Source organism: Microbacterium sp. Y832 (genome assembly GCF_057669765.1).
The window spans coordinates 73,816-86,244 of record NZ_JBYHFM010000003.1; the positions used below are offsets into that span (position 1 = coordinate 73,816).

At 69.1% G+C, this 12,429-nt stretch carries 12 protein-coding genes; all 12 read left to right on the forward strand.

All coding sequences use genetic code 11. From position 1 onward, the window contains the following. Positions 1-21 precede the first annotated feature (21 nt). A complete protein-coding gene (locus AC25YV_RS06065; RefSeq protein ID WP_488122942.1) occupies positions 22-1,434 on the forward strand; it encodes a UDP-N-acetylmuramoyl-tripeptide--D-alanyl-D-alanine ligase in 1,413 nt (470 codons plus the stop codon). Next, positions 1,431-2,540, forward strand: coding sequence for a phospho-N-acetylmuramoyl-pentapeptide-transferase (mraY, locus tag AC25YV_RS06070; RefSeq protein ID WP_488122943.1), 1,110 nt, complete (start codon positions 1,431-1,433; stop codon positions 2,538-2,540). Before AC25YV_RS06065 ends, mraY begins: the two co-directional genes overlap by 4 nt. Continuing rightward, positions 2,537-4,087 carry a UDP-N-acetylmuramoyl-L-alanine--D-glutamate ligase gene (murD, locus tag AC25YV_RS06075; RefSeq protein WP_488122944.1) on the forward strand — a complete coding sequence of 517 codons (1,551 nt, stop codon included), beginning with the start codon at positions 2,537-2,539 and terminating at the stop codon, positions 4,085-4,087. The genes mraY and murD overlap by 4 nt, the downstream gene beginning before the upstream one ends. Next, positions 4,038-5,285 carry a putative lipid II flippase FtsW gene (ftsW, locus tag AC25YV_RS06080; protein ID WP_488122945.1) on the forward strand — a complete coding sequence of 416 codons (1,248 nt, stop codon included), beginning with the start codon at positions 4,038-4,040 and terminating at the stop codon, positions 5,283-5,285. Before murD ends, ftsW begins: the two co-directional genes overlap by 50 nt. Beyond that, the gene (murG, locus tag AC25YV_RS06085; protein ID WP_488122946.1) at positions 5,282-6,370 is read left to right on the forward strand and encodes an undecaprenyldiphospho-muramoylpentapeptide beta-N-acetylglucosaminyltransferase; all 1,089 of its coding nucleotides are present in this window, start codon (positions 5,282-5,284) and stop codon (positions 6,368-6,370) included. Before ftsW ends, murG begins: the two co-directional genes overlap by 4 nt. A gap of 55 nt (positions 6,371-6,425) precedes the next feature. Next, the gene (murC, locus tag AC25YV_RS06090) at positions 6,426-7,835 is read left to right on the forward strand and encodes a UDP-N-acetylmuramate--L-alanine ligase (protein ID WP_488122947.1); all 1,410 of its coding nucleotides are present in this window, start codon (positions 6,426-6,428) and stop codon (positions 7,833-7,835) included. 3 nt (positions 7,836-7,838) lie between these two features. Next, positions 7,839-8,795 carry a cell division protein FtsQ/DivIB gene (locus AC25YV_RS06095; protein WP_488122948.1) on the forward strand — a complete coding sequence of 319 codons (957 nt, stop codon included), beginning with the start codon at positions 7,839-7,841 and terminating at the stop codon, positions 8,793-8,795. 168 nt (positions 8,796-8,963) lie between these two features. Further along, on the forward strand, positions 8,964-10,118 hold the full coding sequence (gene ftsZ / locus AC25YV_RS06100; RefSeq protein WP_488122949.1) for a cell division protein FtsZ: 1,155 nt from the start codon (positions 8,964-8,966) through the stop codon (positions 10,116-10,118). A gap of 40 nt (positions 10,119-10,158) precedes the next feature. Continuing rightward, entirely contained in the window at positions 10,159-10,869 is a 711-nt protein-coding gene (locus AC25YV_RS06105; RefSeq protein WP_488122950.1) for a YggS family pyridoxal phosphate-dependent enzyme, read from the forward strand. A 32-nt stretch (positions 10,870-10,901) separates the two neighbouring features. Then, positions 10,902-11,363, forward strand: a complete 462-nt coding sequence (locus tag AC25YV_RS06110; protein WP_488122951.1) for a cell division protein SepF — start codon at positions 10,902-10,904, stop codon at positions 11,361-11,363. Positions 11,364-11,366: 3 nt separating this feature from the next. Beyond that, positions 11,367-11,669 carry a YggT family protein gene (locus AC25YV_RS06115; protein ID WP_488122952.1) on the forward strand — a complete coding sequence of 101 codons (303 nt, stop codon included), beginning with the start codon at positions 11,367-11,369 and terminating at the stop codon, positions 11,667-11,669. Between the two features lie 123 nt (positions 11,670-11,792). Further along, positions 11,793-12,389: a DivIVA domain-containing protein gene (locus tag AC25YV_RS06120; protein WP_488122953.1), complete on the forward strand. Its 597-nt coding sequence runs from the start codon at positions 11,793-11,795 to the stop codon at positions 12,387-12,389. The last annotated feature ends 40 nt before the right edge of the window (positions 12,390-12,429 follow it).

The following is a 12,429-nucleotide window of genomic DNA, read 5'->3' on the forward strand; positions in this document are numbered from 1 at the left end:
GATGACCCGGCCGGAGACTCGATGATCGCCCTCACTCTCGCGCGTGTCGCGGACGCCGTCCGCGGCGATCTGCGACTCGCAGCACCCGACACCGCCGACACGATCGTGTCGGGCGCCGTCGACACGGACTCGCGTCTCATCGAGCCCGGGGGCATCTTCGCCGCCAAGCCCGGTGAGTCCACCGACGGGCACCTGTTCGTCGACGCCGCCGTCGAGCGCGGCGCGGTGCTGGCGCTCGTCGAGCGCCCCGTCGAGTCCGCCGTCACTCAGATCGTCGTGCCCGATGTCGTCGCGGCTCTGGCCGACCTCGCCCGGACGGTCGTCGCCGACGTGCGCGCGCGGGGAGACCTGCGCATCGTGGGTATCACGGGCTCCAACGGCAAGACGACGACCAAGAACATGCTCGCGCGCATCCTCGAGCCCGTGGGCGAGACCGTGTCGCCCAAGGGCTCGTTCAACAACGAGGTCGGCGCACCCCTCACGATGCTGCGGGTCACCGAATCGACGAAATTCCTCGTCTCGGAGTTCGGTGCGAGCGCACCAGGCGAGATCGCTCGGCTTGCCGGCCTGGTCGAACCCGACATCGGCGTCGTGCTCATGGTCGGCATGGCCCACGCGGGCGGCTTCGGCGGCATCGAGGCGACGTTCCTCGCCAAGTCCGAGCTCGTGCGAGCCGTGCGCCCCGGCGGCATCGCCGTGCTCAACACCGACGACTCCCGGGTCGCGGCCATGGCGCCCCTCGCCCGCGGACGCGGCATCGACGTGCGGTGGTTCGGGCGGGGGCCTGACGCCCAGGTGCGCGCGGCCGACGTCGAGGTGACGGCGGCGGGAACATCGTGCGTCGTGACGGTCGATGGCGAATCGATCCCGATGCGGCTGCGCGTGCTCGGCGAGCACCACATCATGAACGCCCTCGCGGCGATCGCGGCGGCCACGGCGCTGGGTGTGCCGCTGGGCGACTGCATCGAGCGGCTCGAAGCCGTCGAGATCGCCGAACGCTGGCGCATGCAGCCCCTCGGCTCGGATCGCGTGCGCATCATCAACGACGCCTACAACGCCAGCCCCGACTCGATGTCGGCGGCGCTTCGGACCCTCGCACAGATCACGGGACCCGGCGAGCGCATGGTGGCTGTCCTCGGCGCCATGAGTGAGCTCGGCGACCATGCCGGAGAAGAGCATGACCGCATCGGGGAGCTCGCCGTGCGGCTTCGGATCCCGCGCATCGTCGTGGTCGGCACTGAGGCTCGGCGGCTCTTCCTCGCCGCCGTCGGCGAGGGCTCGTGGAGCGACGAGGCCGTCTTCTTCGCGACACCCGATGAGGGCTATGACTACCTCATAGGCGAACTGCGCGACGGCGACCGCGTGCTCGTCAAATCCTCGAACGCGGCGGGTCTGCGATTCCTGGGGGATCGTCTGGGAGAATCGTTCGCGTGAGATCACTCCTGACTGCCGCGGCGATCTCTCTGGCCTTCACGCTGTTCCTCACCCCGGTCTTCCTTCGGCTGTTCCGCGCGTGGGGCTGGGGGCAGGTCATCCGCACGCCGGACAACGTGCACAACCCCAGCCACGGCGAGAAGCGCGGCACGCCCACGATGGGCGGCACGATCTTCATCGTCGGCGCGATCGTCGGCTACCTCGTCGGGACGTACACGGGGAACAACCCGCCGACGATCTCGGGCTGGCTCGTCATCTGGATGATGGTCGGCTTCGGCGCCGTCGGGTTCATCGACGACTTCATGAAGGTGCGCCGCCAGCGCAGTCTCGGCCTCACCGGGTGGCGCAAGGTGCTCGGGCAGGTGATCGTCTCGGTGCCGTTCGGCATCGTGGCGCTGATGTTCCCGGACGCCTCGAATCAGACCCCCGCCTCGCCGTACATCTCGATCTTCCGTGACGTGCCCTGGCTCGGTTTCATGACGCTCGGACTCGTCGTCGGCTGGATCGTCTACCTCCTGTGGATCACCTTCATCGGGGTGGCCTTCTCGAACAGCGTCAATGTGTCCGACGGGCTCGACGGTCTCGCCGCCGGCGCAGGCATCTTCGTCGTCGGCGCCTACAGCCTCATCGCCTTCTGGCAGTTCAATCAGGCGTGCGGCGGAGCGGCACTCTCGCCCGATCTCGGGGCCGCCTGTTATCAAGTGCGAGATCCGTTCGACCTCGCGATCATCTCGGCGGCGTTCGTCGGTGCTCTCGTCGGCTTCCTCTGGTGGAACGCCCCGAAAGCCAAGGTCTTCATGGGCGACGTCGGCTCGATGGCCATCGGCGGTGTCATCGCTGCGATGGCGATCCTGACCCGCACCGAACTGCTCGCCGTGCTCGTCGCGGGCGTCTTCATCATCGGCCCCGGCTCGGTGATCCTGCAGCGTCTCTACTTCAAGATCACGCGCGGCAAGCGGCTGTTCCTGATGAGCCCGTTCCACCATCACCTCGAGATGCGCGGCTGGTCCGAGATCACGATCGTCGTGCGCATGTGGATCATCGCGGGGATGCTGGCGGTCTCCGGCATCGGATTCTTCTACGTCGAATGGCTCTCTCGCACATGACCTCCTCCCGACTCGACGCCCTCACGAGCTGGCATGCCGACTGGAAGGGACTGCGCGTCGCCGTGCTCGGGCTCTCTGTCACGGGGTTCTCGGTCGCAGACACCCTCACCGAGCTCGGCGCCGACGTGCTCGTCCTGACGGAGCAGGCCGACGAGGAGTATGCACGCCTCGTGCCCGTCATCGGCGCGCGCCTGTGGGAAGGATCGCTGCAGAGCGTCCCGGAGCAGCTTGTCGAGTTCGCACCCGACGTCGTCGTCGCCTCGCCGGGCTTTTCGCCGCGGCATCCGCTCATCGAATGGACGCGCCGCGAAGGAATCGCGCTGTGGGGCGACATCGAACTGGCGTGGCGGGTGCGCGACAAGGTCGTGCGCCCCGACGGGGCGCCGGCCGACTGGCTTCTCGTGACGGGGACCAACGGCAAGACCACGACGACACGGCTGGCCGCCACGATGCTCGTCGCAGGAGGCCTGCGTGCTGCGCCCGTCGGCAACATCGGCACTCCCGTGCTCGACGCCGTGCGCGACCCGGCGGGCTTCGACGCGCTCGTGGTCGAGCTGTCGAGCCACCAGTTGTGGTACCTCGGCCTGCAGTCGGGGCCGCAGCCGCTCTCGCCTCACGGGGCCGTGTGCCTGAACCTCGCCGACGACCACCTCGAATGGCACGGCAGCGCGGCGGAGTATCGCGCGGCGAAAGCGCACGTGTACGACCGCACGCGGGTCGCGTGCGTCTACAACAAGAGCGATATCGCGACGCGCGAGATGGTCGAAGCCGCCGACGTCGTCGAGGGCGCACGCGCCATCGGGTTCGACCTGGGCGTGCCGGGCCCGAGCGATCTCGGCATCGTCGACGGCATCCTCGTCGATCGGGCTTTCCTCGAGGACCGCCGCACGAGCGCGCTCGAGTTGACCACGGTCGCCGATCTCGCAGCCCGCGGGCTCGCGGCGCCGCATATCGCGGCGAACATCCTCGCCGCCGCCGCGCTCGCCCGCTCGCTCGACGTGCCGCCTGCGGCGATCCGTGAGGCGCTTGCGCATTTCCGGCTGGATCCGCACCGCATCGAGGTCATCGCCACGGCGGCGGGCATCACGTGGGTCGATGATTCGAAGGCGACGAACCCCCACGCCGCAGCGTCCTCCCTCGCGGCGTTCCCCGGAGCCGTGTGGGTCGTCGGAGGCCTGCTGAAGGGCGTCGACATCTCGGATCTCGTCGCGCAGCGCGGTGCCTCGACGAAGGCAGCCATCGTGATCGGCGCGGACCGCACCGCCGTCGTCGAAGCGTTCTCACGACACGCGAGCGGGGTGCCCGTCTTCGAGGTCGACCCCGCACAGACTGAAGACGTCATGGCGCGAGTCGTGGAACTGGCGGCCGAGGTCGCGCGTGACGGGGACGTCGTCTTGCTCGCCCCCGCCGCGGCGTCGTTCGACCAGTTCTCGTCTTACGCCGACCGCGGTCGGCGCTTCGCCGACGCGGTGAGGGAGCGGCTCGAGAAGGGGACCGATGGCGAACACGACGTCGACCCGGACGGGTCCGGCGCCCCGCGAGCCTGACCCGGACGCGAAGCGCGGCCTCGCCGCGCGCGTGTCCCTCGGGCGGGCGTTCGCGCCCGTGCCGAGCGAGTTCCTGCTGATCTCGTCGACCGCGCTGCTGCTGACGATCTTCGGGCTCGTGATGGTGCTCTCGGCGACATCGGCGACCGCGACGGCCTCGGGTGGATCGCCCGTCGAAGACGTGCTCAAACAGGGCGTCTTCGCGCTCCTCGGCGTGCCTCTCATGTTCATCGCGAGTCGCTTCCCGGTCGCGTTCTGGAAACGGATCGCGTGGCTGGCACTGATCGGAGCGACGATCTTCCAGCTGCTCGTGTTCGTCCCCGGACTCGGCGTGGAGTCGCACGGTAACCGCAACTGGGTCGAGATCGCCGGATTCCAGTTCCAGCCGGCTGAGTTCCTCAAGCTCGCGTTGGCCCTGTGGCTCGGCTACGTGCTGTTTCGCAAGCGCACGCTGCTCGCGTCCTGGAAGCACGTCGTGATCCCCGTCATCCCCGTCTCGATCCTCGTGATCGGAACCGTGCTCGCCGGGCGCGACCTCGGAACGGCCATGGTGCTCGTGCTCATCGTGCTGGGCGCGCTGTTCTTCTCGGGCGTGAAGCTGCGCATCTTCCTCGTGCCGGCGATCCTCGCCGTCGTCGCGGTCGCCGTCTTCGCGATCACGAGCCCGAACCGCATGGCGCGCATCATGAGCTTCCTCAACGACGACTGTCTCGAGGAGTACCTCACCACGTGCTACCAGCCGCTGCACGGGATGTGGGGACTCGCCGGCGGCGGCATCTTCGGTCTCGGTCTGGGCAACTCGCGCGAGAAGTACGACTGGCTCCCCGCCGCAGCGAACGACTACATCTTCGCCATCGTCGGCGAGGAGCTCGGTCTCATCGGCTGCGTCGTCGTGCTCGCCCTGTTCGCTCTGTTCACAGTCGGCGCCTTCCACGTCATCCGCAAGGCCGAAGACCCGTTCGTGCGCATCGTCGCGGGTGGGATCACGGTATGGATCGTGGGGCAGGCGCTCATCAACATCGGCGTCGTGCTGCGGGTGTTCCCCGTGCTCGGCGTGCCGTTGCCCTTCATGTCGCAGGGTGGGACGTCGCTGCTGTCGGTGCTCGTGGCGTGCGGCGTTCTGCTGTCGTTCGCGCGCTCCCTGCCGCCGCCGGCATCCCGGATGGTCCCAGCGGGGCGTGCGAAGATCTCTCGGTGAGTTCTTCGGCCCCGTCCCGCACGTACCTGCTCGCCGGCGGCGGCACCGCCGGTCATGTCAATCCGCTCCTGGCCGTCGCCGACGCGCTGCGCGAGCGGGAGCCCGATGCGCGGATCCTCGTGCTCGGCACGCGCGAGGGCCTCGAGACTCGGCTCGTGCCGGCGCGCGGGTATGAGCTCGTCTTCGTCGACAAGGTCCCCTTTCCCCGACGCCCGAATCGGGATGCCGCGGCCTTTCCGCTGCGCTTTCTGCGGGCCATCCGCCAGGTGCGCGACATCATCCGCGATCGCGGCGTCGCGGTCGTCGTCGGCTTCGGGGGCTATGCGTCGGCACCCGCCTACGTCGCAGCGCGCCGCGAGCACCTGCCCGTCGTCGTCCACGAGGCCAACGCCCGGCCGGGGCTGGCGAACATCCTCGGCGCCCGCTCGGCCGCATCCGTCGGGGTCGCCTTCGAAGGCACGCCCATCAAGCGCGCCCGCCTCGTCGGGATGCCCCTGCGCCGCGAGGTGGTCGACCTCGACCGAACGGCCCTGCGTGCCGAAGCGGCCGCGCACTTCGGGCTCGATCCCGAGACCCCGACGCTTCTCGTCTTCGGCGGGTCACTCGGCGCCGCACGACTCAACTCCGCCCTCGAGGGGTCCTGGCGCGATGTGCTCGACGCGGGATGGCAGCTCGTGCATGTCACGGGGGAGCGCTCCGACCTGGCCGACCCCGGTGCCCCGGGGTATGTCGTGCTGCGGTACATCGACCGAATGGACCTCGCCTTCGCGATCGCCGATCTGGTCGTCTCGCGTGCGGGGGCGGCGACGGTGAGCGAGATCAGCGCGCTGGGCATCCCCGCCGTGTACGTGCCCTACGCCGTCGGCAACGGCGAGCAGGCGCTCAACGCCGCCTCCGCCGTGCGCGCGGGTGCCGCCCGTCTCATCGCCGACGCCGAGTTCACGCCCGACCGCGTGCGGTCCGAGATCGTGCCCCTGCTCGCCGACGAGGCAGCGCGCGAGGCGATGCGCGACGCGGCCTCGCGCATCGGCATACGTCAGGGAACCGAGAACGTCGTGGCCCTCATCGACGAGGCGCGGGGCTGATCCGCCCGCGCGGCGAGGTCCGTCGCATCCGGGGCCGACTTAGGATTGACGGGCCATGATCCGACCCGACCTGAGTCTTCCGATTCCCGAGAACATCGACGCCGCGCACTTCATCGGCATCGGGGGGTCCGGTATGTCCGGACTCGCGCGCATGTTCCTTCAGCGCGGTATCCGCGTGTCCGGCTCGGACCGCGCCGACAGCCCCGGGCTGCAGCAGCTCGCCGCGCTGGGCGCGACGGTGTACGTCGGCCACGACGCCGCGAACCTCGCCGACGACGTCGACACGGTCGTGCACACGGGGGCCATCTGGCCCGAGAATCCCGAATTCGTGCTCGCCAAGCAGCGCGGACTGCACGTCATCCACCGCTCACAGGCGCTGCACTGGCTCATCGGTGGGCGCCCGCTCGTCTCGGTGGCCGGAGCGCACGGCAAGACGACGTCGACGGGCATGATCGTCACGGCGCTGCACGCGCTCGGCGCCGACCCGACGTTCGTCAACGGCGGCGTCATCGAACAGCTCGGCGTCTCGAGCGGCAGCGGGACCGATGAGCTCGTCGTCATCGAGGCCGACGAGTCCGACGGCACGTTCCTGCTCTACGACACGGCGGTCGCGCTCATCACGAACGTCGACCCTGATCACCTCGACCACTGGGGATCGCGCGACGCGTTCGACGCTGCGTTCGCCCGCTTCGCGAACGAGACTCGGGATGCCGTCGTGATCTCGTCCGACGACCCGGGCGCCGTCGCGGTGCGCGAGCGCATCACCCACCCGAATGTGCTCACCTTCGGCGAGGCCCCCACGGCCGACGTGCGCGTGACCGACATCGTCACCGACGGCCCGGTGTCCTTCACGATCCGTCACGGTGCCTCGGCGGCGGCCGTGCAGCTCGCCGTGCCCGGCGCCCACAACGCGATCAACGCCGCCGGCGCCGTCGCCGTGCTCATCGCCCTCGGGTACGACGTGCTCGACGCGGCCCGCGCCGTCGAGGGGTTCCAGGGCACAGCCCGTCGATTCGAGCTGCACGGCGTCGTCCGTGGCGTGAGCGTCTTCGACGACTACGCTCACCACCCCACGGAAGTCGCGGCTGCCCTCGCCGGCGCACGCACGGTGGTCGGCAACGGTCGGATCATCGCCCTGCAGCAGCCGCACACTTACTCGCGCACCGCGTCGATGTTCCAGGAGTTCGCCGACGTGCTCGAGTCGCGCGCCGACCACACCGTCGTCCTCGACGTCTACGGCGCCCGCGAGGACCCCGTTCCCGGTGTCACCGGCGCTCTCGTGAGCGACGCCTTCTCCGACCCGACGCGCGTCCGTTTCGTCGCCGACTGGCAAGAAGCGGCCGACTACACCGCATCCGTCGCTCGCGAGGGTGACTTCATCGTGACGCTCGGGTGCGGCAACGTGAATCTGATCGTGCCGCAGGTGCTCGAGGCGCTGGGTCGCACGGCGCCCGCGGTGGAGTAGCGCATGCGCAGGCCGTCGCCGCTGCCGCCGTCAGGCCCGCCTGCGGCGCAGCCGAGCCGTCCGGCGACGGCTGACGAGTCCCGCGCGACGGCGCCGATCCTGCCCCTCACCCTCGCCGGCGCGCCCGGTCCGGAGGCCACCGCCCGCCCCGCTGATACCTCACCCGTTGAGCCCTTCGCGGGTGAGGCAGCCGATGACATCGGCATGCGCGATGTCTGGTTCGCGGCCCGTGCGCGCCGCCGCGCGCTTCGCGCCGAAGTGCGCCGCTTCACGGCCCGGCAGCGCAAGCGGCGCGCCGTGTGGATCGGCGCTGTGGCCTCGGTCGCGCTGCTTGCGGCGACGACCGTGGGGGTGGCCTACAGCCCGCTCTTCGCCGTCGAGCAGGTCACGGTCGTCGGTGCGTCGCAGCTGGATCCAGACGCGGTCCAAGAGGCGCTGTCGGGGCAGATCGGCACACCGCTGGCCTCGGTCGACGAGAGCGAGGTGAAGGCCGCGCTCGTCGGCTTCCCCCTCGTCGAGACGTACACGCTCGAAGCGCGCCCCCCGCACGAGCTGGTCGTGCGGATCATCGAGCGCACGCCGGTCGGCTACATCGAGACCCCGGCGGGGTTCACGCTCGTGGATGCCGCGGGGGTGGCGCTGTCGACGGCGCCGGCGCCCGGCGAAGGAACGCCCGTGCTGACGGTGCAGGGCGGGGTCGGATCATCCGCGTTCCGGGCCGTCGGACAGGTCATGCGCACGCTCCCCGCGGCCATTCGCGCGCAGGTGACGGCTGTCGCCGCGACCTCGCCCGATGACGTGCGACTGTCGCTCGGCGGCTCGAACGCGACGATCGTGTGGGGCAGCGCCGACGACTCCGCCACGAAGGCCGTCGTGCTCGAGACGGCGATGGCAGCGCGGCCGCCCGACACCGTCGCCGAGTACGACGTCTCATCGTCGGCGGCCGTCGTCATCCGCTGACGGAGTCGGCCTCCGAAAGTAACTTCGGGGGCGATGTCGCGACACGCCCGCGCTCTTCCGCGTCGGGGCGCGGCATCCGCCTACGTTCGGAATCAGGAATTGCATACCGAGCAATTCTTTAAACCTCTAGAAGAGGTTGAAGGTTTGGTTCGAAAGACGGAGGCCGGCATGAGCCAGAACCAGAACTACCTCGCAGTCATCAAGGTGGTCGGCGTGGGCGGCGGCGGCGTCAATGCCGTCAACCGCATGATCGAGCTCGGACTGCGTGGCGTGGAGTTCATCGCGGTGAACACCGACGCGCAGGCCCTGCTCATGAGCGACGCGGACGTCAAGCTCGACGTCGGACGCGAACTCACCCGTGGACTCGGCGCAGGCGCTGACCCCGAAGTGGGCCGCCGGGCGGCAGAAGACCACGCGGAAGAGATCGAAGAGGCCCTGCGCGGTGCCGACATGGTCTTCGTCACCGCGGGCGAAGGCGGCGGCACGGGCACCGGTGGTGCTCCGGTCGTCGCGAAGATCGCGAAGTCGATCGGCGCGCTGACCATCGGTGTCGTGACGAAGCCGTTCTCGTTCGAGGGGCGTCGCCGTCAGCAGCAGGCTGAGACCGGCGTCGCGAAGCTCAAGGAAGAAGTCGACACCCTCATCGTGGTGCCGAACGACCGACTCCTCGAGATCAGCGACCGCGGCATCTCGATGATCGAGGCGTTCGCGACCGCCGACCAGGTGCTCCTGGCCGGTGTGCAGGGCATCACCGACCTCATCACGACGCCGGGTCTGATCAACCTCGACTTCGCCGACGTCAAGTCGGTCATGCAGGGAGCGGGCTCGGCCCTCATGGGTATCGGCTCGGCTCGCGGAGCGGACCGCGCCATCAAGGCCGCCGAACTCGCGGTCGAATCGCCCCTGCTCGAAGCATCGATCGAGGGCGCGCACGGCGTGCTGCTGTCGATCCAGGGCGGGTCGAACCTCGGCATCTTCGAGATCAACGACGCTGCGCAGCTGGTCAAAGAGGCGGCGCACCCCGAAGCGAACATCATCTTCGGAACCGTCATCGACGACACGCTCGGCGACGAAGTGCGGGTCACGGTCATCGCGGCCGGCTTCGACGGCGGACAGCCGCAGACGCGCATCGAGCCGATCACGGCGTCGCGCGACTTCTCGGCTCCGGTCGTGCCGGCGACTCCCGCTCAGGACGTCGCCCGCGACCTCGACACACCCGCGGCGGCTCCCGCCGAGACGGTGTCGGTCGGCGTGTCGGTGCCCGACGCCTACGACTCGGCGTTCGGTGACGACGACCTCGACATCCCGGACTTCCTCAAGTAACTCGCACGCGACGATCGACAGACCCAGAGAACGGATGTTCATGCCCCCGTCCCCGGAGTCTGTCGACGTCGCGGCGCTGTCGGCGCGACTGGTCGACATCGACGAACGCATCGCACAGGCCGCACGCGACGTCGGCCGCGATCCGGGCGCCATCACGCGCATCGTCGTGACGAAGTTCCATCCCGCGGCGCTGGTCGCAGCCCTCGCCGACCTCGGTGTGCGCGACGTCGGTGAGAACCGCCAGCAAGAGCTCACCACCAAGCACGCCGAACTGCCCGATCTCGACATCACCTGGCATTTCATCGGCCAGCTGCAGACGAAGAAGGCCCGCGCCGTGCGGGCCGCGGCATCCGTCGTGCACTCCGTCGACCGAAGCCGGGTCGCCGCTGCGCTCGACGCCGCCGCAGAGCCATCCGATCCCGTCCTGGACGTCTTGCTGCAGGTCAACCTCACGAGCGATCCCGCTCGGGGTGGCGTCGCGCCTGAAGACCTCGTGCAGCTCACGGAAGACGTCGCCGAGCGACCCTCCTTGCGCGTGCGGGGGATTATGGCCGTCGCGCCCCTCGATGAGGATCCCGCGGCTGCGTTCGCCCGACTGGCGGGCTTCAGCGACGTGGTTCGCGCGATCGTGCCAGGGGCGGATTGGATCTCGGCCGGCATGACAGCAGATTTCGCCGAGGCGATCGCTGCGGGTGCGACACACCTGCGGATCGGCTCGGCAATCACGGGACCGCGGCCCGACCGCGGTTAACCTCGGAACAGACGAGCACAACGGAGGATGCGATGTCGAACCCGCTCAAGAAGACCATGGTGTACCTGGGCCTCGCCGATGAGGAAGAGGTCTACGAGGAGCCTGCGGCGCAGCCCCGCGGACGCAAGCCGGAAGCCGTCGTCGAGAAAGCAGCGCCCGTGACCCCGATTCATCGTCCCGCCGTCGTGCGCCAGCCCGCACCGACCGCGATCAGCGAGATCCTGACGGTGCACCCCAAGCAGTACCGTGACGCGCAGGTCATCGCCGAGAACTTCCGTGATGGCGTGCCCGTCATCATCAATCTCTCGCAGATGAGCGACGCTGACGCGCGTCGTCTGATCGACTTCGCGAGCGGGCTTTCGCTGGGCCTCTACGGACGCATCGAGCGGGTGACGAGCAAGGTCTTCCTGCTGTCGCCTGAGAACGTCGCCGTGTCGGGTGACGGCGCGGTTGCGCACGCCGACACGGAGTCCGTGCCCTTCTCCCAGCAGTAAGCCGTGGAGCTCGTCAGCCTCGCCGCGGCCATTCTGAACGGCGCGCTCGTCCTGTTCGTGCTCGTGCTGCTGGTGCGACTCGTCTTGGAATGGGTGCCGATCTTCAACCGCGAATGGCGCCCCAAGGGGCTCGGACTCGTCGCCGCGGAGCTCGTCTACACCGTGACCGATCCGCCCATCCGGTTCTTTCGACGCCTGATTCCTCCGCTGCGCGTCGGGGCCATCGCGATCGACTTCGGTTTCGCGATAACGATGCTGCTGTGTTTCGTGCTGCTCTCGATCACGAGAGCCTTCATGTCTGTTTGACCGATCACCGACCGACACCACACACGTCGACGCCGCGGCTATGCTTGGCAGGTACGGCTTGCCAGTCGGCGGGTCCGCCCCAGACCGTTGCCACCGACCTGAGCGCTCGAAAGAGGAATCACCATGGCATTGACCCCGGATGACGTCGTCACCAAGCAGTTCCAGCACGTCCGCTTCAAGGAGGGCTTCGACCCCGACGAGGTCGATGACTTCCTCGACGAGATCGTCGTCGAGTGGCGCAAGACGCTCGCTGAGAACGAAGAACTGAAGGCCAAGCTCGCCGCGTACGAGTCCGGCGAGGCCCAGGTCTCCGAGACCATCGAGTCGGTCGAGGTCATCGAAGAGGTGTCCGCCCCCGCTGCCGAAGCCGCACCGCAGGCCACGCCCGCGCCCGTGTCGGCGTCTGCCGGCCTCATCGAGCTCGCTCAGCGCGTGCACGACGAGCACGTCGCCGAGGGTGAAGCCCAGCGCGACAAGCTCATCGCCGACGCCAAGGCGCAGGCCGCAGCCATCATCTCGGATGCCGAGACCCGTGGTCGCGAAGAGATCGAGCGCCTCGACCGCGAGCGCGTCTCGCTCGAGGGTCGTATTTCGGATCTGCGTCAGTTCGAGCGCGACTACCGCACGCAGCTGCGCAGCTACATCGAGAGCCACCTCCGCGATCTGGAGACGACCGGCACGGCATCGGGTTCGGCCCCGGTCTCTGCAGTCGGCCTCTGAACCTCTCCTTTTGACACGCCCGCACAAGAGCGCGTCGAAG